Here is a 23,266-nt window from a genome sequence, read left to right as displayed (position 1 = left end):
TTCGTCACCTGCAGGAAACCTAGATTGGCGCGTCCCGGTATCGATCCGGCGACAGCCCTCAACGCTACGGTTTTCCAGTTAGGAGAGAAGCTGTGAAACACCCGATCCAACGGCCCGCCAGCCGCCGCCGCAGCACCCTGGCATCGTCCATCACCCACATCCTCACCGGCGGCGCCCTGCTGCTGGCCGGCGCCGTCGCTTCCTCCTCCGCCTTCGCGCAGGAAAAGGCCACCAACCTCGACCGCATCACGGTCACCGGCTCCAACATCCCGCGCACCAACACCGAGACACCGTCGCCGGTGCAGGTGGTGACCCGCCAGGAAATCGACCGCACCGGCAAGACCTCGCTGGCCGAGTACCTGCAGACCATCACCGCCGATGGCGCCGGCTCGATTCCCAAGACCTTCGGCAACGGTTTCGCCGGCGGTGGTGCCGGCATCTCGCTGCGCGGCCTGGGCGCCGGCTCGACGCTGGTACTGTTGAACGGCCGCCGCATGGCCACCTATGGTCTGGCCGATGACGGACAGAAGGTCTTCACCGACCTCAGCACCATTCCGCTCGATGCCGTCGAGCGCGTGGAAGTCCTGAAGGACGGCGCTTCGGCGATCTACGGCTCCGATGCCATCGCCGGCGTGGTCAACATCATCCTGCGCAGCGACTTCCAGGGCGCCATCCTGCGTGGCTCCTACGGCCTGTCCGGTGACAGCGATGGCGACGCCCGGAAGGCAACCCTGACCGCCGGTACCGGCGACCTGGCCACCGATGGCTGGAACGCCTTCTTCAGCCTGGACGTTGGCAAGACCGACGCGATCAAGATCAGCGACCGCAAGAACCGCAAGTGGATCGGTACCGGTGACACCCGCCCGTGGGGCTATGACAAGACCGCCCAGTTCCTCGGCGGTGCCTACACCCGTGGTGGCACCTCCGGCGGTTCCGGCCCGAACGGCTCCTACCTCGACGCCACCGGCCATCTGGTGCCGCTGCCGGGTTGCGCCGGCCTGACCACCATCGGTGGGCAGACCCCGGCCAGCATCGCCGCCGATGGCTGCCTGTGGGATCCGGCGCAGCAGTACCGCGACCTGATTCCGGAAGAGAAGTACGTCAACGTGTTCGGTCGCGCCAGCTTCGCCTTCGGTGAAGGCGGCGAGATCTACACCGAGATCGGCTACTCGAAGAAGGAAACCATCTTCAGCAACACCCCGTCCGGCGTGTCGGGCGGCTGGGGCTATCCGGGCGGCCCGGTCAATGCCAACAGTGGCCCCGGTGCCACCGTGCTGGGCCCGAACCATCCCGACAACCCGACCCCGGGCACGGCGCGCCGCGTGCGTTACTCGGCCTGGGATGTCGGCCCGCGCGTGACCGACAACACCAATGAGTTCAACCGCTTCCTGGTCGGCATCAAGGGCAACTGGGGCGACTGGAGCTACGACACCGCCTACCTGCACTCGGGCACCGACCTGACCAACAAGCGCACCGGCTTCCTGCGCTACAGCGCCGTCCAGTGTGCACTGGGCAATGCCAACTGCGCCGGTGGCGTGTGGCGTATCGGTGATGATGCCGGCAAGAACTCGCAGGCGCTGTACGACTACATCTCGCCCACGATCAGCGCCCGCGCCAAGTCCAGCCTGGACATGTTCGACTTCACCGTCTCGCGCAGCCTGATGGACCTGAAGGGTGGTCCGCTGGGCCTGGCGATCGGTACCGAGTGGCGCAAGACCAGCAACAGCCTGACCCCGCAGACCTACACCGACCAGGGCGACATCATCGGCCTGGGCTACTCGGCCTATGACGGCACCCAGAACGTCTACGCCGGCTACGTCGAACTGTCGGCACCGGTGCTGGAACAGCTGGAACTGTCCGGCGCCCTGCGTTACGACAAGTACGAAAGCGGCGAAGGCAAGGCTACGCCGAAGCTGGGCGTGAAGTGGACCCCGGCCGACTGGATCGCCCTGCGCGCCAGCTACGCCGAAGGCTTCCGCGCGCCGAACCCGGCCGAGAACGGTGACGGTGGCCTGGCCGCCTTCTCCACTGCGGTCGACCCGGTGCGTTGCCAGATCAGCGGCGGCGCTGCCAGCGAATGTGGCGCCAATTCGGTGGCGATCATCACCAAGCCGAACAAGCTGCTGAAGCCGGAAGAGTCCAAGAGCTACTCGGTCGGCATCGTGCTGCAGCCGACTTCGACCACCTCGATGACCGTCGATGCCTGGCAGATCAAGCGTACCAACGAGATCGTGCAGGGCAGCACGGCGGCGGCGATCCTGGCCGGCAACGTGCTGCGCGACAGCAACAATCTCAATGGCGTGGCCAACAGCGGCACCATCCTGGCGGTCAACACCGGCTACGTGAATGCCAGCTCGTCGCGCGTGCGCGGTATCGATACCGATATCCGCCAGACCTTCGAGATCGGCCCGGGCCAGCTGGAGCTGGACCTGCAGTGGAGCCACATCCTGAAGTTCGAGCGCACCGAAGGCGGCGACACGGTTGATTACGTGGGTACCCACGGCAACTGCGACGTCACCAACTGCATCGGTACGCCGAAGGACAAGGTCAACTTCGGCACCACCTGGAAGCAGGGCCCGTGGAGCGTCAGCGGCATCGTCAACTACATCAGCAAGATGGACAACATCGACAGCCGTGGTGGCAGCTACCTGGCCTTCTACGCTGACGGTACGCCGGTGAAGAAGATCTCTTCGTTCACCACGATGGACCTGTCCGGTCGCTGGAGCATCAACGACTCGTTCGAACTCAACGCCTCGGTGGCCAACGTGTTCGACCGCATCGCCCCGCTCGATCCGACCACCTACGGCGCGGTGAACTACAACCCGATGCACTTCTCCGGTGCGCTGGGCCGTTACTACACCGTCGGCTTCAAGTACACGTTCAAGTAAGACCGGTTGCAGCGTCACCTTCGAAGGCCCGGGCCGTTGCCCGGGCCTTCGTCGTTTTCACGCGGGCCGGTTCCTGCAGGCTGGCGCTTGCCCGCTGGCTCTTGCGGACATGTTCACGAGGACATGGCTACCGTATGCTCGCGGCATCCGCGCCGCAGGGGATCTCCATGGCCGCGACATCGCAACGGCTGGGCCTGCCCGCGTTGACTGCACTGGTAGTCGGCTCGATGGTCGGCGCCGGCATCTTTTCACTGCCGCAGAACGTCGCGCGCAGCGCCGGCCCGGCCGCCGCCTTGATCGGCTGGGCGGTCAGTGGCGCCGGCATGCTGATGCTGGCCTTCGTGTTCCAGGCCCTGGCCAATCGTCGCCCCGACCTGGATACCGGCATATACGCCTATGCGCGCGAAGGCTTCGGCAACTACATCGGCTTCTCCGCGGCGTGGGGCTACTGGGTGGCGTCGGTGCTCGGCAACGCCAGCTTCTTCGTACTGATCTTCAGTGGCCTCGGCCACTTCGTGCCGGTCTTCGGTGAAGGCAATACACCCGCCGCCGTAGCCGCTTCATCACTGCTGCTGTGGACCGTGCACCTGCTGGTGCTGCGCGGCCTGCGCACGGCCGCCATCGTCAACGGCCTGGTGACGGTGGCCAAGCTGCTGCCGATCGCGTTGTTCCTGATCCTGGCGGCGGGCGCGTTCCGCATGGACGTGTTCCGCGCCGATTTCCTCGGTACGCCCGCACTCGGCGACCTCGGCCAGCAGCTGCGCGGCATGATGCTGGTGACCGTGTGGGTGTTCATCGGCATCGAAGGGGCCAGCATCTATTCGCGGCGTGCCGCGCGCCGTGCCGACGTCGGCCGTGCCACGGTGATCGGTTTCCTCGGGGTCTGGCTGCTGCTGGTACTGGTCAGCCTGCTGTCGATGGGCGTGCTGTCGCAGGCCGAACTGGCCGGGCTGCCCAATCCGTCGATGGCCTACGTGCTGCGCGCCATCGTCGGCGAATGGGGCGCGACGGTGATCATCATCGGTTCGATCGTCTCCGTACTCGGCGCATTGCTGGCCTGGGTGCTGCTGTGCGCCGAAGTGCTGTATGCCGCCGCCGGTGACGGCACCATGCCGGCCTTCCTCGGCCGCGAGAACGCGCGTGGCGTGCCGGCCAATGCACTGTGGTTGAGCAATGGCCTGATCCAGTTGTTCCTGCTGATGGTGCTGGTCAGTTCGGGCAGCTACACCGGGCTGGTGCTGCTCGCTGCGTCGATGAGCCTGGTGCCCTACTTCCTGTCCACCGCGTTCGGCGTGCAGCTGGCCTGGCGCGGGCAGGCCTACACCGGCGAACCAGGCGTGCGCTGGCGCGATTTCGGGGTCGCACTGCTGGCCAGCGCCTATGCGCTGTGGCTGGTGTATGCCGGCGGCCTGGACAACCTGCTGCTGTCGGTACTGCTGTACGTGCCCGGCGTGGTGTTGTTCGCTTTGACCCGGCGCCAGCGCGGCGAGCGGGTATTCACGCGCTGGGAGTGGGTACTGTTCGGCGCGATCCTGGCGGTGGCGATCGCCACGCTGGTGGCCTTCTGCAGAGGTGAGCTGGCACTGTAGAGCCGAGCCCGCGCTCGGCTTCACACAGGCAGCCGAGCATGGCTCGGCTCTACAACTGGCGATCCGCCAGCATGCCGATATCCTGCATCCAGCGCTCGGCCAGCTGCGGCCACGCCGCGACCGGTGCATCCTTCATGCGCAGCCCGAATGCGTGGCCGCCGCGTGCAAACAGATGCATTTCCACCGGCGCGCCCGCGTCCGCCAAGGCACGGTAATAGGCCAGCGATTCGCGCACGTCATCGGTGCGATCGTCGGTGGCCTGCGCGATGAACGTCGGCGGCACCTTGTCATCCACGGTGATGTCCCTGACCAGCGACAATCCCTTCCCGTGCCCTGCCCACAGGTGCCCGGAATACATCACCATCGCGAAATCGGGACGGCTGGGTTGCTTATCCGCAGCATCGACCGGCGCGTAGCTGCGCAGCGCGTGCGTGCTCAGTCCCGCCACCACGTGACCACCGGCGGAAAAGCCGATCGCCCCGATCCGCTTGGGATTGATTGACCAGCGCTCGGCCTGTGCGCGCAGCAGGCCCATTGCACGCTGTGCATCCTGCAGGGCCATCGGCACTTTCGGAATGTCGCGGCAGTTGCACTCGGGGTCCCAGTTCGGGCCAGAGGCTGGCACCCGGTACTTCAGCAATGCACAGGTGATGCCCTGTGCGGTCAGCCAGCCGCAGATCTCGCTGCCTTCCAGGTCCATCGCCAGCACCCGATAGCCTCCGCCAGGCACCACCATCACTGCGGTGCCGGTGGCCGGTCCCTTCGGTGGAAACACGGTGAGGGTCGGCGCAGCGACGTTCTGCAGCATCATCCAGTGTTCGCCACTGGCTTCGGAGATCACTTCGCTGACCTGCTCGGGCCCCTTCAACTTCGGCGGCGCGATCACCGTGCCCTGCGGCCACAACGGAAGCTCGGTGGTGCCCTGTGGCGGATGCCAGGTGGAAGGCGCGGCCTTCGTTGTGGCGAACGGCACCATCGCCAGCAGCAGGAAGCTCGAGGACAGCAGCACGCGCATGATCGGCATCCATGGTTGCAGCAGCAGAGTGTAGCGACAAAAAAAAACCTGCATCTTGCGATGCAGGTTTCTCAAGGTGGCGCCCGAAGTTGGACTCGAACCAACGACCCCCTGATTAACAGTCAAGTGCTCTAACCGGCTGAGCTATTCGGGCAGACGACTAGTATAACCACTCTTCACGCGCGATGGTAGGGGTGATTGGCAATCATTGCGGCGGCCCGATACAGCTGCTCGGCCACCACCAGGCGCACCAGCATGTGCGGCAGCGTCAGCGGTCCGATCGACCACTTCTCATCGGCCAGCGCGGACACCTCCGGCGAATGCCCTTCCGGGCCACCAATCAGGAACGCCAGGTCGCGGCCCTGCCCGCGCCAATGCTCCAGGCGCTGTGCCAGCTGTTCGGAACTCAGCTGTCGTCCTGGCACATCCAGTGCCACCACATAGGCGTTCTTCGGCAGCGCAGCGATGACCCGCTTGCCTTCATCTTCAGTGGCGCGGCGCGGATCACGTCCCTTGCCGCGCAAGCCGGGCTCGATTTCCACCAGCTCGAACGGCAGCCAGTGCGACAGCCGCTTCTGGTACTCGGCGAAGCCCTGCGCGACCCAGCTGGGCGCGCGTTCACCGGTGGCGATCAGGCGGGCTTTCATCTACACGGTCCTCCAAAACGTCGACGGCGCCATCGGCGCCGTCGAAGGGATGCATCAACGTGCGGCTCAGGCCACTTCGTCGTCGCTGGACGGCGGCTGGTCGCCAACGGTCCACAGGCGCTCGAGGGCGTAGAACTCACGCACGCGCGGCAGCATCACATGGACGATCACGTCGCCCAGATCGACCAGCACCCACTCGGCTTCGCGCTCGCCTTCAACACCCAGCGGCATCACGTCGATGTTCTTGGCGAAGCGCACGACTTCATCGGCGATCGACTTGACGTGGCGGGTCGAGGTGCCCGAAACGACGATCATGTAGTCGGCAACGCTGGACCGGCCGCGCACGTCGATCTCGACCAGGTCCTTGGCCTTCAGGTCTTCGGTGGCTTGGCGGACGCTGGCCAGCAGTTCCGGCACGGACGGCGGCGGGCTGGGCAGATCGACCTTGATGGTCTGGGGCTGGGTCTGGTTGCTCAAAATGGATCGACTCGATAAACGTGGGGGCGATTATACGGGGATGGCACGGCGGCGCCATTCACGCTGTGGCCGGGCGGTACAGCCCGTGTGCAGCGACGTAGTCCGCGACAGCCGGCGGCAGCAGGGCGCGCCAGGGGCCACAGGCGGCGATCTGCGAGCGCACGGCGCTGGCCGATTCCTCGCGCAGCGGGTGGTGCAGGCGCAGGATGCGTCCGGCCGGGCTGGCGAACAGGGCCTGTTCGTTGTCGGCCCAGCGCCCCTGCAGGGCACGCCCCAGTTCACCGTCGATCGACGCCTGCAGCGGGCTGCCCGGCCGCTCGGCCACCACGAAGTGGGCCAGCCCGAACAGGGCCTCCCATTCGTGCCAGCCGGACAGGCCCAGCAGGCTGTCGGCGCCCACCAGCCAGGCCAGTGGCCGGCTTGGGCCCAGCTCGCCGCGCAGCTCGCGCAGGGTATCGACGGTGTAGGACGGACGACCGGGATAGCGCGTGGCACGGTCCAGTTCACGACGGTCAAGCAGCAGGCCCGGTTCGTCGCCGATGGCCAGCGACAACATGGTGCAGCGCTGCTCGGCGGTAGCGCCGGGCACCGCACGGTGCGGCGGATCGCCTGCCGGCAACATGCGCACGGCCACCTGCAGTTCGTCCCGGGCGGCTCGCGCGATTGCCAGATGCCCCAGGTGCACCGGATCGAAGGTGCCCCCGTAATAGATCCGCAGGCTCATCGTTCAGGCCCGCGCCAGCAGGCGCACGGCACGCGGTTCGGCCACGGCCACCAGCAGGCGCTCCAGCGCCAGCCAGGCATCGCCGTCGGCCCGCCCCTTGGCGATGCGGTCGACCAGCCCGGCTTCGGCCACGAAGCGTTCCCAGCGCTTGCCTTCCGGGTGCCGCTGCAGCGCGCGCTTGTAGGGCGCCTGCCGTGATTCCCAGATGCCACGCGATTTCATTTCGGCGGCCAGGTTGCCGCCACGGGCCTGCACACGGGCCAGGCCGGCACCGGCCAGCAGTTCACGGATCACGATCGGCATCAGTGCGGCCACCGCTTCGCCTTCGCCGCGCAGGCCAGCCAGCATGCGCAGCACGGCCGGCGGCTGGCCGGAGAACGTCGCCTCCACCAGCCGGAACACGTCGTAGCGGGCAGCGTCAGCCACCAGCGATTCCATCCGCTCCACATCCAGCGGCTGGCCATCGGCCAACAGCGCCAGCTTGTCGATTTCCTGGGCGGCGGCCAGCAGGTTGCCCTCCACCCGCTCGGCCAGGCGTTGCACGGCGGCCGGGTCGGCACGCAGGCCCTTGCCGCGCAGGCGGCGCTCGATCCAGTCCGGCAGTTCGTGCGGCTTGATCGCCCAGGCCACCGACAGCACGCCGATGCGGCTGACCGCCTCGGCCCACTTGCCCTGATGGGCCTTGCTCCATTCATTGGCGGTGATCATCAGCACCACGTCCGGCGCCGGATTGGCGCAGAACTGGCTGATCACTTCGGCGCCGTCCTTGCCGGGCTTGCCGCTGGGCAGGCGCACCTCGACCAGGCGGCGGGCGCTGAACAGGCTGGGCGCATTGAAGCTGGCGTCGAGCTGGTTCCAGTCGAAATCCCGCCCGTCGGCGTCGAACACTTCGCGTTCGCCGATGCCGGAGGCGCGCGCGCGCGCGCGGACGGCATCTGCCGCCTCCAGCACGCGCAGGGTTTCCGGGCCTGCGATCAGGTACACCGGCGCCAACGGGGTGTCAGCGCCCTGGCTGGCCAGCTGCTCCGGACGCAGTTCCATCGTCGCTGCCGCTCAGTGCTTGGCGTCGGCGGCCGGCACCGCACCCTCGATCGGCTTGGCCTTCGGCGCGGACAGGCTGCCGCCCTTCTCGATCTCGGCGCGGACCACGCTGTCGATACGGCGGATGATCGAGGCGGACATTTCCCGGCGCAGCTCCGTGGCCAGGATTTCGCGTTCGGTGGTGGTACCGGTGGCGTCGGTCGGCGGCGACACATAGTCGCGCGACAGTTCGATCACCTGCTGCGGCACCAGTTCGCTGCCATCCTCGCGACGGAAGATGAAGATCACCGCGTAGCGCAGGCTGTATTCCTGTGCGCGGCCCTGCGAGTCGATGGCGATCGGCAGGTCACCCCAGCGCTCGGACAGCACCTGCAGCTGGGCGTTGGGTCCCTTGCTGTCCTCATCGGCCAGCTTGGCACCGGAGGCCAGCAGGCTGCGGTTGAGCAGCTTGACCAGTTCACTGTACGGGGCGGTGGAGACCACCTTCACCGGGGCAGTGTCGGTCGGCAGCATCAGCTTGTTGCGCAGATGGAAACCGCAGCCGGCGAGGCCGAGGACAAGAACGAGGGCAAGCAGGATTCGGGTCATGGAGACAGTCTGGCGGAGCCGGGCGATCACGGCAACACACAGCGTGCCCGAAGCCGCGTGAATGCAGGGCCATCAGGCGCCCGGCCCTGCTCATGAAATGGCACCGGCCACCGCGCGGGTGACCGGTGCCGGGGACATCAGGCAGCGACGATGTTCACGATCTTGCCCGGGACGATGATGATCTTGCGCACCGTCAGGCCTTCCATGAACCTGGCCGCGTTGGGCTCGGCCAGGGCCAGCGCCTCGACCTGCTCGCGCGCGGCATCGGCCGCCACCTCGATGGTGCCACGCAGCTTGCCGTTGACCTGCACCGCCAGGGTCAGCGCATCGCGCACCAGCGCGCTGCTGTCGGCCTGCGGGAACGGCTGGTCTTCCAGCAGCGTCTCGCCATGACCCAGCACCTGCCACAGGGCGTGGCTGGCATGCGGGGTGATCGGGTTGAGCAGCAGCACGATCGCCTGCAGCGCTTCCTGGCGCACCGCGCGGCCCTGCTCGCTGCCATCCTCGAACTTGGCCAGCGCGTTCATCAGCTCCATCACCGCAGCGATCGCGGTATTGAAGCTGTGGCGGCGGCCATAGTCGTCACCGACCTTGCCGATGGTTTCATGGGTCTTGCGGCGCAGCGCCTTCTGGTTGGCATCCAGCGCCGCGATATCCAGTGCCGGGGCGGCACCGTCGGCAGCGTGCTTCTGCACCTGGGCCCAGAGGCGGCGCAGGAAGCGGGCCATGCCGTCCACGCCGGCTTCGTTCCACTCCAGCGACTGTTCCGGCGGTGCGGCGAACATCGAGAACAGGCGCACGGTATCGGCGCCGTACTTGCCGACCATCGCCTGCGGGTCCACGCCGTTGTTCTTCGACTTGGACATCTTCTCGGTACCACCGACCACCACCGGCTGGCCGTCGGCGATCAGGGTGGCGCCGGTGATGCGGCCGCGCTCGTCGCGCTGCACTTCCACGTCGGCCGGGTTGATCCAGTCCTTCGAGCCGTCCGGGTTCGGGCGGTAATAGGTTTCAGCGATCACCATGCCCTGGCACAGCAGGTTGCGCGCCGGTTCGTTGCTGTCCACCATCCGCGCGTCGCGCAGCAGCTTGTGGTAGAAGCGGAAATACATCAGGTGCAGGATCGCGTGCTCGATGCCACCGATGTACTGGTCCACCGGCAGCCAGTAGTTGCCGCGCTTGTCGACCGCATCACGGGCACCCGGCGAGGTGTAGCGGGCGTAGTACCAGCTCGACTCCATGAAGGTGTCGAAGGTGTCGGTCTCGCGCTCGGCCGCGCCGCCGCAATCCGGGCAGGTGGTCTTGCGCCATTCCGGGTCGGTCTTGATCGGCGAGCCGGTACCGGCGAAGGCCACGTCTTCCGGCAGCACCACCGGCAGCTGCTCTTCCGGCACCGGCACCGCGCCGCACTTGGCGCAGTAGATCACCGGAATCGGGCAGCCCCAGTAGCGCTGGCGGCTCACGCCCCAGTCGCGCAGGCGGTAGTTGACGCGGCGCTGGCCCTGGGCCTTGCGCTCGAAACGTTCGGCCAGGGCTTCAAAGGCGCCCTGGAAATCCAGGCCGTCGAACTCGGCCGAGTTCACCAGCTCGAAGGCACGGCTCTTGTCGCTGTACCAGTCCTGCCAGCGGCTACCGTCCCAGTTGCGCTCCTCTTCGGTGCGCGCATCCTTCAGGGCGATGACCTGCTTGATCGGCAGGCCGTACTTGTTGGCCACTTCGTTGTCGCGCTGGTCATGGCCCGGAACGGCCATCACCGCGCCGGTGCCGTAGCCCATCAGCACGAAGTTGGCGACCCACACCGGCACCGGCTCGCCGGTGACCGGATGCAGCGCGCGCAGGCCGGTGTCCATGCCGCGCTTTTCCTGGGTTTCCAGTTCAGCCTCGGACACGCCACCCTGCTTCAGGTCGGCCAGCATCGCCGCCAGCTCCGGGTTGTTCTTCGCCGCATGCAGCGCCAGCGGGTGCTCGGCGGCGATCGACACGAAGGTCACGCCCATCACCGTGTCCGGGCGGGTGGTGAACACGCGCAGCGGGTCCAGCGCGCTGCCATCGACATCGCGCACATCGAACTGGATCTCCAGGCCCTCGGAACGGCCGATCCAGTTGCGCTGCATGGTCTTGACCGATTCCGGCCAGCCGTCCAGCTCGTCCAGGCCGTCCAGCAGTTCCTGGGCGTAGTCGGTGATGCGCAGGAACCATTGCGGAATCTCGCGCTTCTCCACCAGCGCACCGGAGCGCCAGCCGCGGCCGTCGATGACCTGCTCGTTGGCCAGCACGGTCTGGTCGACCGGGTCCCAGTTCACCACCGCGTTGCGGCGGTAGGCCAGGCCCTTGCGCATCAGGCGGGTGAACATGCGCTGCTCGTGGACGTAATAGTCCGGACGGCAGGTGGCGAACTCGCGCGACCAGTCGATGGCATAGCCCAGCGACTTCAGCTGGCTGCGCATGTGATCGATGTTCTTGTAGGTCCACGCCGCCGGCGCGGTCTTGTTCTTGATCGCAGCGTTTTCCGCCGGCAGGCCGAACGCGTCCCAGCCCATCGGCTGCAGCACGTTGTGGCCGGTCATGCGCTTGTAGCGGCTGATCACGTCGCCGATCGTGTAATTGCGCACGTGGCCCATGTGCAGCGCACCGGACGGGTACGGAAGCATCGACAGGCAGTAGTACTTCGGCTTGTCCGAAGTCTCGTCGACCTCGAAGGCACGGGTGGCGTCCCAGTACTGCTGGGCGGCGGATTCAACCTGCTGCGGGTCGTAGGCGTTGGTTTCAGCGCTGGTCATGGAACACGCGGATGCGGCGGCAAAGCGGTACAGCGTACCGCAGTGCGGCAAATGGCTCCAATCCTGCCTGCCGGACGCCGGCGCCGCGGCGCTCGGGGAGGCGTCTCAGCGCGGACGCGACAGCGGCAGGGCCGCCGCCAGCCAGACCAGCCAGCAGGCGAACGCGAGCCGTTGTGCCATCGGCGCCGGCAGTGTGCCCTGCAGGGCGAACGCCGCCAGTGCGGCCAGCACGCCGCAGCCCAGGGCCACTGCGCCCAAGGCCCGGCCATGCGCCTGGCGCAGATGGGACACGCCCAGCAGCACGGTGCCGGCGACGAAACCCAGTACCCAGATCATCCAGGCGCTGGCATGCAGCTGGCTGGCGGGCCCATGCAGGTCATCCACGTCCAGTGGCAGCAGCCCCATCGCGGCAAAGGCCAGACCGGCCAGCAGCAGCATCTGGCTGCCGACCCGTGGCGCCCAGCCAGCAGTGGCCGGCAGACTGCGGCGCAGGCGTTCAGCCACCGCCACCGCCAGCACGCCGGGCAGCACGAAACCCAGCAGATTGAAGGCCAGCGCATGCGGTACACCGCGCGCACCCAGCAGCGCCACCGGGTGGCGAGCCTGGGCATAGCCGTCCAGGCCGGCACCGAAGCCGGCCACGGCCAGGACGAATACGACTGCCGCAAGCAGCCCCAACCAACGATCAAGCCGGACCACGGACATTGCGCGCAATCACCTGGAAAGGAATGGACCACGGCATTGTCGCGGCAGCGGCGCGATGCGCCAAGCGCGGCGCATTCCAGAGCACTTCAATATCCGCCTGCTGCGCCTACCGTGATGCTCGAGGCATGGCAGTTCCGCCCTGTCGCAAGCGCGCCTCCCCATCGAAGCCTGTCGCCTCCGGCTAGTGGGTGATCCACACGCTGCACTGCGCCCCTGCCGGCCCGCCAGCACCACTCGAGGGCGTACTCCGTGATGGCAGGGTTGAGACCGACATCGATCGTCACCATAGAATCGGTCTCCAGATGCCAAGCGATGCCTCCCCCATGACCGAGACGACCTACGTATTCGACGCCACCACTGCGACCTTCGAGGCCGAAGTCCTGCAGAAGTCGCTGCAGACGCCGGTGCTGGTCGACTTCTGGGCCACCTGGTGCGGGCCGTGCAAGACCCTGGGCCCGATGCTGGAAAAGCTGGCTGCCGAGTACAACGGCGCTTTCGAGCTGGCCAAGGTCGATGTCGACAAGGAACAGCAGATCGCGGCAGCCTTCCAGATCCGCTCGGTGCCCACCGTGTTCCTGGTCAAGGGCGGCCAGCTGGTGGACGGCTTCCCCGGCGCCATTCCGGAAGGCCAGCTGCGTGAATTCCTGGCCCAGCACGGCATCGTGCCGGCCGATGTCGGCGATGCCGCCCCTGAAGATGACGCCCCGCTGGACCCGCAGGCGCAGGTCGACGTACTGCGCGCGCAGATCGCCGCCGAGCCGGACAAGGATGAGCTGAAGCTCGACCTGGCCCTGGCCCTGCTGCAGATCGGCGGCGTGGACGAGGCCGGTACCCTGATCGACGGCCTGCCGGCCAATCTGGCCACCGACGACCGCGCCGTGCGCGCCCGTGCCCGCCTGGCCTTCGCCGCTGCGCTGAAGGATGCTCCGGCGGCCGAGGTGCTGGAGGCCCGCATCGCCGCTGATGGCAAGGATCTCAAGGCCCGCCACCTGCGCGGCGTGCAGCTGCTGCTGGGCGGGCATGACGAGGCCGCCCTGGCGCAGTTCCTGGAAATGCTGCGGATCGACCGTGGATTCGAGGAGGGCCTGCCACGCAAAGCCTTGATCGACGCCTTCAATGTGATCTCCGACGAGGACCTGGTGGGCCAGTACCGCCGCAGGATGGCGTCGCTGCTGTTCTGAACGGAAGCCCGCTCCGTTCAGAATCCCTGCACTGAACGCGGGCAATAATGCGCGCGCTGGCGGCCTTGCGGTCGCCACGATCCGTTCGGGGGGATGAGGTCGGGGCCATGGGGTCTTGCAGCTGCACCCCCGCATTGCCGGGATTGCAAACTGTGACCGTCGTCCGCTCTCTGTCGTTCGCCATGCGTTTAACGGGCGCCCTGCTCTGCGCCCTCCTCCTGCCGCCTGCCATCGCCGGCGCCCAGGACTGGAACTACCGGGTCCGGCCCGGCGACACCCTGTGGGACCTGGGTGGGCTGTACCTGAAACCCTCGGTACGCTGGCAGCAGCTGCAGCAGCACAACCGCATCGACAACCCCTACCAGTTGCCGCCGGGCCAGCTGCTGCGCTTCCCGATCAGCTGGCTGCGCACCGAACCGGCGCCGGCCCGGGTGCTGTCGGTGCGCGGCAAGGTCGAGCTGTCCGGTGCCGATGGCACGGCGACCCGTGCGCTCCAGGCCGGCGAGCAGCTGCATATCGGTGACACCGTGGAAACCGAGGGCGATTCCAGCATCACGCTGGAATTCGCCGATGCCTCGCGCCTGCAGCTGCGCGAATACTCGCGCCTGCGCCTGGACCAGCTCAGCCGCTATGGCCACACCGGCATGGTCGACACCCGCCTGCGCCTGCAGCAGGGGCGCGCCAGCAACCGGGTGACGCCGGCGCGCGGCCCGGCCTCGCGCTACATCATCGATGCACCCACCGCGACCAGCAGCGTGCGCGGCACGGTGTTCCGGGTCAGCGCCGGGGATACCGGGCACGTCGGCGCCACCGAGGTCCTGCAGGGCAAGGTGCAGGTCGGCAACCCCCATGGCCAGCGGCTGGTACGGCCGGGGCAGTCCACCCGCAGCAGCAGCGCCGATGCGGCCCCCGCCGCGGTCTCGGCCCTGCTGCCGGCGCCGGCGCTGCGCAATGACGCGCTGCGCCTGGCGCCGCTGCCGACCCTGCTTGCCTGGGAACCGGTCACTGGCGCCGATCACTACCGGGTGGAAGTGGTGCAGGCGGCAACGCCGGAGATCCTGCTGTTCGCCACCACCACCGCCGACACCCGGTTAGCGATCGGCGACCTGCCGCCCGGCCAGCTGCGCCTCCTGTTGCGCGCGGTCGACGCACAGGGCGTCGAAGGCCTGGATGCGAGCGCCGATTTCGAGCTCAGTGACCAGCCACCGCCGCCGCTGACCGTATCGCCGCTGCATGGGCAGACGATCAACAGCGACCGCCCGCGCTTCCGCTGGAGCCAGGCCCCCGGTGCACGCAGCAGCGTGCTGCAGATCGCCGCCGAACCCAGCTTCCGGCAGCCACTGCAGGAGCAGGCTACCCATGCGACCGACCTGCGCCTGGCGCAACCGCTGCCGCCCGGACAGTACTACTGGCGCGTGGCCTCGCGCGATGCCGAAGGCCACCAGGGCCGCTATGGCCAGGCGCTGCCGCTGCAGCTGAGCAACGAGCCGGTGGACCCGGCACTGCAACCGCCCGAGGCCGCGCACGGCGAGCTCACCCTGCGCTGGCAGGCCGGCAGCGAAGGCCAGCGCTACCGGGTGCAGGTGGATCGCCGCGGTGACTTCAAGGCCCCATTGATCGATGAAACCGTGGCCCAGCCGCAGGTGAGCTTCAAGCGCCCGTGGAGCGGCACGCTGCACGTGCGCGTGCAGTACATCGACGATGACGGCCACGCCGGCGAGTTCTCTCCTGCCCAGCAGATCCCGTTGCCATGCCGCCTGTGCTACGGCGCCGGTGGCGGTGCACTGCTGCTCTGGTTGTTGTTGTGAGGCGCTCGCCGCTGCCATGGTCGAAGCGGATCCTGCTGGCCCTGCTGGCCGGCGTGCTGACCATCGTGGCCAGCCAGGGCCAATGGCTGTGGCGGCAGGACGAGGCGGCCTATGACGCACTGGTCGGCAACTGGGACTACCGCCCCGACCCCAGCGTGCTGATCGTGGCCATCGACGAAGGCAGCCTGCAGCGTATCGGCCAGTGGCCCTGGCCGCGCTCGGTGCATGCCCGCCTGCTGGACCGCCTGACCGATGCCGGCGCCGAACGCGTTGCGCTGGACCTGATGCTGTCCGAACCCGACCGTCGCGACAGCCGCCAGGATGATGAGCTGGCGGCCGCGATCCGACGCAACGGCCGGGTGGTGCTGCCGGTGCTGGCGGCACCGGCGGCCGGCGACCGCATGGCCGAGGAAATGCTGCCGATCCCGCAGATCGCCGCCAGTGCCGCCGCGATCGGCCACACCGATGTCGAGGTGGATGGGGACGGCGTCGCCCGCGGCGTCTATCTGCACGCCGGTATCGGACGGCCGCACTGGCCGGCACTGGGCCTGGCACTGGCCGACCTGCCGGCGGGTGCGGTACGCGGCCTGCCCGACCCCGACCCGGCGCTGGGCTCGCCCTATCAATGGCGTCGCGATGATTACGTGCGCGTGCGCTACGCCGGCCCGCCCGAGCGGCTGCCGCAGGTGTCCTATGCGGACGTGCTCGATGGGCACGTGGATGGAGCGATGCTGCATGGCCGCCGCATCGTGGTCGGGATGACGGCCAGCGGCATCGCGCCTCGCCTGCTGACCCCGACCACCCGCGAGTTCTGGATGAGCGGCAGCGAGTACCAGGCCAACATCACCTCGATGCTGCTGCAGCACAAGCAGATCGACGTGCTGCCGCACGCCTGGCAGCACGCCATCAGTGGCGTGCTGGTGGCGCTGTGCGTGATCCTGCTCGGCCTGCGCCTGCCGTGGCTGGTCGCGCTGTGTTCGCTGCCGATGCCGCCGCTGCTGAGCTGGCTGCTGCTGCGCACCGGTGACCTGTGGTGGGCACCGGCCAGCGCGATGCTGGGCGTGGTGCTGGCACTGCTGGTCTGGGCGGTGTGGCGGATCTCGGCCTGGCACCGCCTGGCCAACCGCGATGCCCTCACCGGCCTGGGCAACCGCCTGCGCTTCGAGCAGTCACTGCAGCAGGAATGCGACGCCGCGCGGCGCAGTGGCAAGCCATTGAGCCTGGCGCTGATCGACGTCGACCACTTCAAGCGCCACAACGACCGCCATGGCCACCAGGTCGGTGACCGCGTGCTGCGTGATGTCGCCCGCCTGATCGGCGCCCATGCGCGCCGCCCGCGCGACATGGCGGCGCGCTACGGTGGCGACGAATTCGCACTGGTGCTGCCGGATACGCCGGCCGAGGGCGCGCGCCGGGTGATCGAGGACCTGATTGCCTGCGTGCGTGCACTGCCGGCGCCGGGCGATGGCAGCGATGACGGCGTCACGCTCACCATCGGGGTATTCACCCGCGTGCCCGACGGTGACCTGCAACCGCACCATTTCGTGGAAGGCGCCGACACCGCCCTGTACCAGGCCAAGGCCAACGGCCGCGACGGGTTCATGATCGACGGCGGGACGTGACTCCCGGGGTGCAACATACGCATGCGAATGGTTAGACTGGGCACCTCGCCTCGCGCCCCGGACCCGCATGAACGCCCGCCTGTTCCGCTTCGGCATCAACCTCTGGCCGCCGTTCCTGTTCACCGGCATCCACGTCACCCGGATCACGCCCGATTACCGGCAGATCGACGTGGCACTGCGACTGCGGCCGTGGAACCGCAATTACGTAGGCACGCATTTCGGCGGCAGCCTGTTCGCGATGACCGATCCATTCTGGATGCTGGGCCTGCTGCACATCCTCGGCCGTGACTATTACGTGTGGGACCGGGCCGGTACGATCGATTTCCTCAAGCCTGGCCGGGGCACGGTGCGTACTTCGTTCCGCATCGATGATGCACTGCTGGCTGAACTGCGTGCCGAAGCGGCCGGCGGCGAAAAGGTGCTGCGCTGGTTCAGCAACGATGTCGTCGACGAAAGCGGCGAAGTGGTCGCCCAGGTACGCAAGCAGGTGTACCTGCGGTTGAAGCCGCACGCACGCTGATCCAGCACGCGCGCGCTATCCTCGGCCTCCCTGCCATGGAGGCTCCGATGCGCCCGTATGCGCTTGCCACACTGCTGACCCTGCTGTCCTTCACCACCCACGCCCTCGACCTGCCACCGGTGCAGTATCCGACGCTGCCGGCCCAGGCGGCCAATGCCGCCGGTTTCGTCCCCCAGGGCTGGGCACTTGAATCGAGCGTCGAAGGCGATCTCGACCAGGATGGCCGCGCGGACCTGGTGCTGGTGCTGCGTCAGCAGGCGCCACGCAACGTCATCGAGCACGATGGCTTGGGTCCCTCGCCGTACGACAGCAACCCGCGCATTCTCGCCGTGGCGTGGTCGCGCCCGTCCGGCTATGTGCTGGCGGTGCAGGACCACCAGCTGATACCGCGCCCGGACAATCCGGTGATGAGCGACCCGCTCGAAGACGGCGGCGTCAGCATCCAGCGGGGCACCCTGAAGGTCGCACTGTTTTCATTCGCCAGCGCGGGCAGCTGGTCAATGGGCACGACCGCCTTTACCTTCCGTTGGCAGGACGATGCCTTTGCGCTGATCGGCTACGACCAGAATTCGGTGATGCGCAATTCCGGGCAGACCGAGTCGGTGAGCGTGAACTTCTCCACCGGCAGGGTAAAGCGGAGCGAAGGCAGCATCGAGGACGACAAGGACAGCGTGCACTGGGAGGCCCTGCACAGCCGCCGCCGCTGGACGCTGCAGACCATTGGTGATGGCTGGGCATTCGATCCGCTGGCGGGCAGCGACTGAGACGCTGCTCAGTCGCGCGCAGCAGCGGCCGGGGCGTTCTCCATCACCAGCGGCACCGACAGCCATGGGCTCTCGTCGGTGCTGCGCGACGGTGAACGCCGCGGCACCTGCAGACGGCGGCCATCGGCCGACAGCTGCGGTGCCCGCACCGGCGAGCGGAACTGCGCAGGCAGGCGCTGCAGCGCATCCACCGGATCCTGCGCCTGCTGCCGCAGCCAGCGCTGCGCGCCGATCAGCCGCACCATCGCGGCGGCATCCTGGGTCCGTGACGAATAGGCCGGATAGACCGGGCGGGCAATATCGGTCAGCACGCACCCCAGGATGTTCGACAGGCAGCCAAAGTCATGCTGCGGCGGTGCCGGCACCGGCAGCGGGCGATCCGCTTCCAGCGCCGCCATCGCCGCCGCGCCGCAGGCCCAGCCCAGATTGCCCGCCGCGCGCGCCAGGGTGCTGCTGCGATCCAGGACCAGCACCCCGCTGAATTCCTGCGCCGAAGTTTCGATCGCAGCCCGGCTCATCGCGTACTCACCCTGCATCGCACGGCACAGGCTCTGTTCGGCGGCCAGCATCGGCTGCATTGCCTGATCGCATTCCGCTGGCAACGGATGGTCGGCCGGCAGTTCGACCAGCATGTCGGCCAGCAGTTGGGCATTGGCCTGCACCAGGCTGGCACCGATGATGCTCTCCACCAGGTAACTGCCGCCCGTCACCAGCCGCCGGCCCAGCTGAAGCCCCCTGCAACTGCCACGCAGCGCACCGTCGATATCGCCCTGCACATAGGCCAGCGCGCGTGCGCTGGTGGCATCGATCATCAGGCCATAGGTCGGCATCGGCACCAGGATGCCGTCGCCCTTGGGCCGGAATGGCGACACGAAGTGGTCCGCATCGGCCAGCTGGTCCAGGCGCGCATGCAGCTGCTGGTGGCCAGCGTGGGCATCGACGAAGCGCTGCGGGTCGGCGCGCACCTGGCCCAGGCAGTCACTGGCGGTCGGCCCGCAGCTGGCCGCCGGTCGTGATCGCAGCGCGTCATGGTCCTCCGCCAGCTGCGGTCCGGCGCCGCCATTGCCGCGCGGATCGGCCTCCCAACGCTGCACGTCGCGGGCCAGGGCCTGTTCGCGCTGGCGCGCGTCCAGATCGTCGAACGCGAGCGTCCACAGCAGCGCAAAACCGTTGTGGCCGTGGACAGGCAGGCGGGCCTGCAGGCGCTGCTGGGCCTGTAGCCGCGATTCCGGCACCGGCCACATGCGCGAGGCGCACCACACCACGATGGCCAGCACCAGAAGGCCTGCCAGGGTCCAACCCAGTCCGCGCAGAATCTTCAACACAGCTTCCCTTCCATGTGCCGTTGCCGCAGTCGATTGCTCAGCGTAATCGAGCGGCCGTGACCGCTACAATGCGCACATGTCGCTCGAAGCCCCCGCCCTGGTCCCCCGCCCCTCCCTGCAGCGCCTGTTCCTGACCGGCCTGCTGACCCTGCTGCCGATCTGGCTGACCTGGGTCGTGGTCAAGTTCGTGTTCGTGCTGCTGTCGGGCATTTCCAGCCCGTTGGTGGTGCCACTTTCCGAGCAGATCGCGACAAGCTTTCCGCACTACCTCGGCTGGGTCCGGGCCGAGTGGATCCAGAACACCATCGCCCTGCTGGCCACCCTGCTGGTGATCCTGGCGGTGGGCGTGGCCAGCCGCCGCGTGCTGGGCCAGCGCCTGCTGCGCTGGGTCGGCGCGGTCATCAAGCGCATTCCGCTGGCCAGCATCATCTACGACAGCGCCAAGAAGCTGCTGGACATGCTGCAGACCGAACCGGGCAGCACCCAGCGCGTGGTGCTGATCGACTTCCCGCACCGCGACATGAAGTCGGTCGGGCTGGTCACCCGCGTGATCAAGGAACACGGCACCGACCGTGAACTGGCCGCGGTGTACGTGCCAACCACGCCGAACCCGACTTCGGGTTACCTGGAAATCGTGCCGGTGGAACTGCTGACCCCGACCGACTGGACCGTCGACCAGGCCATGAGCTTCATCATTTCCGGCGGCGCCGTCGCGCCGTCCAGCGTTCCGTTCACGCGCGCCGGCGATCGCAGCGAATGACCGCGGCGCCGATCGAGCGCCCGTTGCAGGACCGCGCGGTCCTGCTGTTCATCGTGCTGGCTGCGTTCTTCTGCGGCAATGCAGTGCTGGCCGAACTGATCGGGGTGAAGGTCTTCGCGCTGGAAGACACCCTCGGCATCGATCCGCTGAACTGGAACCTGTTCGGCCAGACCGGTTCGCTCAGCTTCACCGCCGGCACCCTGCTATGGCCGGTGGTGTTCATCATGACCGACACCATCAACGAGTTCTTCGGCAAGCGCGGCGTGCGCTTCATCTCGTGGCTGGCCGTGGTCCTGATCGCCTATGGCTTCCTGTTCGCCTTCGCGGCGATCTCGCTGGCGCCGGCCAGCTGGTGGATCACCTCCATGGACGGGCACGGCGTGCCGGACTACCAGGCCGCATTCGCAGCGGTGTTCGGCCAGGGCATGTGGACCATCGCCGGTTCACTGGTGGCCTTCCTGCTCGGCCAGCTGATCGACGTGGCGGTGTTCCATCGCATCCGCCAGGCCACCGGCGAGCGCCACGTGTGGCTGCGTGCGACCGGGTCCACCGCGATCTCGCAGGTGGTGGACAGCTTCGTGGTGATCTGGATCGCCTTCGTGCTCGGCCCGCAGCACTGGCCGACCTCGCTGTTCCTGGCCGTCAGCAGCGTCAACTACATCTACAAGATGGGCTTTGCAATTGCCCTGATTCCGGTGCTGTACCTGATGCGGCGTGCGATCACCCGCTATCTGGGCGCAGACAGGGCCGCTGCGCTGCGCGCGGCGGCGGCGGCTGACTGAAGCCCCAGCGGCGGCAAGCTGACTGCGCCTTCACGCTGGCCGTACGCGGCCGGATCGTGCAAGCTCCACGGTCTGTGTTCCACGGAAGCTCCTGATGCCGCATCCCACCCGCGCCCTGGCCGCCGCCATCGCCGCGTTGTTCCTGTTCAGTGCCGTGCCGTCGGCCGAAGCAGCGAAAAAGAAAGCCAGCCGCCCTGCCGCCGCGCAGACCCGCCAGGCTGCCAAGCCCAAGGCCAGGCCCGCCCGCGCCACCGCGCCGGCGCGTGGCAGCTCGGCACGCCGCGCCGCGCCACGTCCGGTCGCGCCGGCCCGTGCCGTACCCAAGCAGGTACAGCTGGAGCGCCTGTACGACGAGTACTGGGATGCCTCGATGCGGTTGAACCCGCTGCAGGCCACCTTCCAGGGCGAATCCCGCTACAACGACCAGCTGCCCAACATCCTGTCCGCCGCCTGGCGCCAGCAGTCGCACGACTTCACCACGCAATGGCTGGGCAAGGTCGAGAAGCTCGGCAGTGATGGCCTGCAGGGCCAGGACCTGCTCAGCTACGAGATCTTCGTGCGCGACGCACGCGCCTCGCTGGCCGCCGAGCGCTACCCGAGCTGGATGATGCCGATCAGCCAGTACTACAACATCGGCAGCATCATGGCGATCCTCGGTGCCGGTGCCGGCGCGCAGCCATTCAACACCGTGCAGGACTACGACACCTGGTCGCGCCGTTCGCTGGGCATTCCCGAACTGTTCGACCAGGCCATCGACAACATGCGCCAAGGCATGAAGGCCGGCGTGGTACAGCCGCGCGACCTGATGGAAAAAGTGCTGCCGCAACTGGATGCGGTGATCAAGCCGACCGCCGAAGAGAGCATCTTCTGGTCGCCGATCCGCACCATGCCCAACACCATCCCGGCCGAGGACAAGGCGCGCATCAGCGCCGAGTACAAGCGCATGATCGAACTGCGCATCATGCCGGCCTATCGCGCCCTGCGCGGCTTCATCGCCACCGAATACCTGCCGGCCACGCGCGCCAGCAGCGGCCTGGGCGCACTGCCCGATGGCCAGGCCTGGTACGCCAGCCTGATCGTGCAGACCACCGCCAGCGACCAGACCGCCGCGCAGCTGCACGCGCTGGGCGAACAACGCGTGCAGGAACTGCAGGCGCAGATCGCCACGGTGATGAAGGATGCCAAGCTGCGCGGCACCCCCACCAAGCTGCTGCGCAGCATGCGCAACGACCGCCAGTTCCAGTACGGCGATGCCAATGCGCTGATCAACCGTTACCGCCAGGTGCAGCAGCAGGTCAACGCACGCCTGCCGCAGGTGCTGGATACCTTGCCGAAGGCGCCGCTGGACGTACGCGCGGTGGAACCGGAGCGTGCGCTCACCGCCGCTGCCGCTGCCTACCAGCCGGCACTGCCCGGGCAATCCGCGGTGCTGTACGTGAACACCCGCGACCTGCCCGGCCGCAAGCGCTGGACCGTGCCGGTGCAGTACCTGCATGAAGCGATCCCCGGCCACCACGTGCAGCTGGGCCTGCAACAGGAGCTGGCCAAGCTGCCGCGCTTCCGCCGCCTCGGTGGCGATCTCGCCTTCGTCGAAGGCTGGGGCCTGTACGCCGAAACGCTGGGCGAGGACCTGGGCATCTACACCGATCCCTACGACCGCATCGGCTACCTGTACTCGCGCCTGCTGCGCGCCGCCCGCGTGGTGGCCGATACCGGCGTGAATGCCCAGGGCTGGAGCAAGCAGCAGGCTGTCACCTACCTGCAGAAGACCGTGGACATGAGCAGCGACGATGCCAACGCCGAAGTCGAGCGGGTCATGGCCCAGCCTGGCCAGGCACTGTCGAACGTGGCGGGCCTGACCACCATTGTCGCCCTGCGCGACAAGGCCAGGGCGCGCCAGGGCGCCGCCTTCGACCTGCGCCGCTTCCACGCCGAACTGCTGAAGGACGGCTCGATGCCGCTGGACGTGCTGGACCGCAAGATGGAACGCTGGATGGCCCAGCCGGCCAGCGCCACGCCCGCCCCGTCACCCTGAGCCTTCCGGAGCCGC

Annotated in this window: 19 protein-coding genes and 1 tRNA gene; 10 read left to right on the top strand and 10 right to left on the bottom strand. The window is 67.9% G+C overall.

Going from position 1 to position 23,266, the window contains the following annotated elements; genetic code table 11:
- The first annotated feature begins 92 nt into the window (after nucleotides 1-92).
- Nucleotides 93-2,888 carry a TonB-dependent receptor gene (locus ACUVWL_RS02405; RefSeq protein WP_014647941.1) on the top strand — a complete coding sequence of 932 codons (2,796 nt, stop codon included), beginning with the start codon at nucleotides 93-95 and terminating at the stop codon, nucleotides 2,886-2,888.
- Nucleotides 2,889-3,055: 167 nt separating this feature from the next.
- A complete protein-coding gene (locus ACUVWL_RS02400; RefSeq protein WP_032961961.1) occupies nucleotides 3,056-4,477 on the top strand; it encodes a basic amino acid/polyamine antiporter in 1,422 nt (473 codons plus the stop codon).
- A 49-nt stretch (nucleotides 4,478-4,526) separates the two neighbouring features.
- On the opposite strand, the gene ACUVWL_RS02395 is transcribed toward ACUVWL_RS02400, so the two are convergent.
- The 9 genes from ACUVWL_RS02395 to ACUVWL_RS02355 form a co-directional block, all read right to left on the bottom strand.
- A complete protein-coding gene (locus ACUVWL_RS02395) occupies nucleotides 4,527-5,567 on the bottom strand; it encodes an alpha/beta hydrolase (RefSeq protein ID WP_136191775.1) in 1,041 nt (346 codons plus the stop codon).
- Between the two features lie 2 nt (nucleotides 5,568-5,569).
- Nucleotides 5,570-5,646 (bottom strand) — tRNA-Asn (locus tag ACUVWL_RS02390).
- 22 nt (nucleotides 5,647-5,668) lie between these two features.
- Complete coding sequence (gene rlmH / locus ACUVWL_RS02385) at nucleotides 5,669-6,139, bottom strand: 23S rRNA (pseudouridine(1915)-N(3))-methyltransferase RlmH (RefSeq protein WP_005418108.1); 471 nt, start codon at nucleotides 6,137-6,139, stop codon at nucleotides 5,669-5,671.
- A gap of 66 nt (nucleotides 6,140-6,205) precedes the next feature.
- Complete coding sequence (gene rsfS, locus ACUVWL_RS02380) at nucleotides 6,206-6,616, bottom strand: ribosome silencing factor (protein WP_005418109.1); 411 nt, start codon at nucleotides 6,614-6,616, stop codon at nucleotides 6,206-6,208.
- 58 nt (nucleotides 6,617-6,674) lie between these two features.
- The gene (gene nadD, locus ACUVWL_RS02375) at nucleotides 6,675-7,340 is read right to left on the bottom strand and encodes a nicotinate-nucleotide adenylyltransferase (RefSeq protein WP_134809155.1); all 666 of its coding nucleotides are present in this window, start codon (nucleotides 7,338-7,340) and stop codon (nucleotides 6,675-6,677) included.
- 3 nt (nucleotides 7,341-7,343) lie between these two features.
- Entirely contained in the window at nucleotides 7,344-8,381 is a 1,038-nt protein-coding gene (gene holA / locus ACUVWL_RS02370) for a DNA polymerase III subunit delta (RefSeq protein ID WP_032961944.1), read from the bottom strand.
- 12 nt (nucleotides 8,382-8,393) lie between these two features.
- Nucleotides 8,394-8,969, bottom strand: coding sequence for an LPS-assembly lipoprotein LptE (locus ACUVWL_RS02365; RefSeq protein ID WP_041863673.1), 576 nt, complete (start codon nucleotides 8,967-8,969; stop codon nucleotides 8,394-8,396).
- 137 nt (nucleotides 8,970-9,106) lie between these two features.
- The gene (gene leuS, locus ACUVWL_RS02360) at nucleotides 9,107-11,749 is read right to left on the bottom strand and encodes a leucine--tRNA ligase (RefSeq protein ID WP_049442503.1); all 2,643 of its coding nucleotides are present in this window, start codon (nucleotides 11,747-11,749) and stop codon (nucleotides 9,107-9,109) included.
- A 105-nt stretch (nucleotides 11,750-11,854) separates the two neighbouring features.
- Entirely contained in the window at nucleotides 11,855-12,454 is a 600-nt protein-coding gene (locus ACUVWL_RS02355; RefSeq protein WP_075076259.1) for a DUF998 domain-containing protein, read from the bottom strand.
- Between the two features lie 323 nt (nucleotides 12,455-12,777).
- Here ACUVWL_RS02355 and trxA point away from each other — a divergent pair, with 323 nt between their 5' ends.
- From trxA to ACUVWL_RS02330, 5 genes are all read left to right on the top strand, one after another.
- Nucleotides 12,778-13,635, top strand: a complete 858-nt coding sequence (trxA, locus tag ACUVWL_RS02350; protein WP_014038035.1) for a thioredoxin — start codon at nucleotides 12,778-12,780, stop codon at nucleotides 13,633-13,635.
- A 107-nt stretch (nucleotides 13,636-13,742) separates the two neighbouring features.
- Complete coding sequence (locus ACUVWL_RS02345; RefSeq protein WP_032961938.1) at nucleotides 13,743-15,443, top strand: FecR family protein; 1,701 nt, start codon at nucleotides 13,743-13,745, stop codon at nucleotides 15,441-15,443.
- A complete protein-coding gene (locus tag ACUVWL_RS02340) occupies nucleotides 15,440-17,065 on the top strand; it encodes a CHASE2 domain-containing protein (RefSeq protein ID WP_069116173.1) in 1,626 nt (541 codons plus the stop codon). The genes ACUVWL_RS02345 and ACUVWL_RS02340 overlap by 4 nt, the downstream gene beginning before the upstream one ends.
- A gap of 67 nt (nucleotides 17,066-17,132) precedes the next feature.
- Complete coding sequence (locus ACUVWL_RS02335) at nucleotides 17,133-17,585, top strand: DUF4442 domain-containing protein (RefSeq protein WP_134809158.1); 453 nt, start codon at nucleotides 17,133-17,135, stop codon at nucleotides 17,583-17,585.
- Between the two features lie 47 nt (nucleotides 17,586-17,632).
- Nucleotides 17,633-18,349, top strand: coding sequence for a hypothetical protein (locus tag ACUVWL_RS02330; RefSeq protein ID WP_126411233.1), 717 nt, complete (start codon nucleotides 17,633-17,635; stop codon nucleotides 18,347-18,349).
- Nucleotides 18,350-18,357: 8 nt separating this feature from the next.
- On the opposite strand, the gene ACUVWL_RS02325 is transcribed toward ACUVWL_RS02330, so the two are convergent.
- The gene (locus ACUVWL_RS02325; protein ID WP_126411234.1) at nucleotides 18,358-19,674 is read right to left on the bottom strand and encodes a hypothetical protein; all 1,317 of its coding nucleotides are present in this window, start codon (nucleotides 19,672-19,674) and stop codon (nucleotides 18,358-18,360) included.
- A 76-nt stretch (nucleotides 19,675-19,750) separates the two neighbouring features.
- Between ACUVWL_RS02325 and ACUVWL_RS02320 the strand changes: the two genes are divergently transcribed.
- The 3 genes from ACUVWL_RS02320 (at nucleotide 19,751) to ACUVWL_RS02310 (ending at nucleotide 23,251) form a co-directional block, all read left to right on the top strand.
- Nucleotides 19,751-20,434: a DUF502 domain-containing protein gene (locus ACUVWL_RS02320; RefSeq protein WP_014647956.1), complete on the top strand. Its 684-nt coding sequence runs from the start codon at nucleotides 19,751-19,753 to the stop codon at nucleotides 20,432-20,434.
- Nucleotides 20,431-21,216 (top strand): queuosine precursor transporter, encoded by a 786-nt coding sequence (locus ACUVWL_RS02315; protein ID WP_445978783.1) that lies wholly within the window; start codon nucleotides 20,431-20,433, stop codon nucleotides 21,214-21,216. Before ACUVWL_RS02320 ends, ACUVWL_RS02315 begins: the two co-directional genes overlap by 4 nt.
- Nucleotides 21,217-21,310: 94 nt before the next feature.
- The gene (locus ACUVWL_RS02310) at nucleotides 21,311-23,251 is read left to right on the top strand and encodes a DUF885 domain-containing protein (RefSeq protein WP_111207089.1); all 1,941 of its coding nucleotides are present in this window, start codon (nucleotides 21,311-21,313) and stop codon (nucleotides 23,249-23,251) included.
- Nucleotides 23,252-23,266: the final 15 nt, after the last annotated feature.

It is taken from the genome of Stenotrophomonas muris, assembly GCF_052751275.1.
This window is presented reverse-complemented; position numbering and strand designations above follow the sequence as displayed.

Coding starts and splice junctions, on each gene's coding strand:
- ACUVWL_RS02400 (WP_032961961.1), top strand. CDS start 3,056: ATGGCCGCGACATCGCAACGGCTGGGCCTGCCCGCGTTGACTGCACTG.
- rlmH (WP_005418108.1), bottom strand. CDS start 6,139: ATGAAAGCCCGCCTGATCGCCACCGGTGAACGCGCGCCCAGCTGGGTC.
- nadD (WP_134809155.1), bottom strand. CDS start 7,340: ATGAGCCTGCGGATCTATTACGGGGGCACCTTCGATCCGGTGCACCTG.
- holA (WP_032961944.1), bottom strand. CDS start 8,381: ATGGAACTGCGTCCGGAGCAGCTGGCCAGCCAGGGCGCTGACACCCCG.
- ACUVWL_RS02365 (WP_041863673.1), bottom strand. CDS start 8,969: ATGACCCGAATCCTGCTTGCCCTCGTTCTTGTCCTCGGCCTCGCCGGC.
- leuS (WP_049442503.1), bottom strand. CDS start 11,749: ATGACCAGCGCTGAAACCAACGCCTACGACCCGCAGCAGGTTGAATCC.
- ACUVWL_RS02355 (WP_075076259.1), bottom strand. CDS start 12,454: ATGTCCGTGGTCCGGCTTGATCGTTGGTTGGGGCTGCTTGCGGCAGTC.
- trxA (WP_014038035.1), top strand. CDS start 12,778: ATGACCGAGACGACCTACGTATTCGACGCCACCACTGCGACCTTCGAG.
- ACUVWL_RS02345 (WP_032961938.1), top strand. CDS start 13,743: ATGGGGTCTTGCAGCTGCACCCCCGCATTGCCGGGATTGCAAACTGTG.
- ACUVWL_RS02335 (WP_134809158.1), top strand. CDS start 17,133: ATGAACGCCCGCCTGTTCCGCTTCGGCATCAACCTCTGGCCGCCGTTC.
- ACUVWL_RS02330 (WP_126411233.1), top strand. CDS start 17,633: ATGCGCCCGTATGCGCTTGCCACACTGCTGACCCTGCTGTCCTTCACC.
- ACUVWL_RS02320 (WP_014647956.1), top strand. CDS start 19,751: ATGTCGCTCGAAGCCCCCGCCCTGGTCCCCCGCCCCTCCCTGCAGCGC.
- ACUVWL_RS02315 (WP_445978783.1), top strand. CDS start 20,431: ATGACCGCGGCGCCGATCGAGCGCCCGTTGCAGGACCGCGCGGTCCTG.
- ACUVWL_RS02310 (WP_111207089.1), top strand. CDS start 21,311: ATGCCGCATCCCACCCGCGCCCTGGCCGCCGCCATCGCCGCGTTGTTC.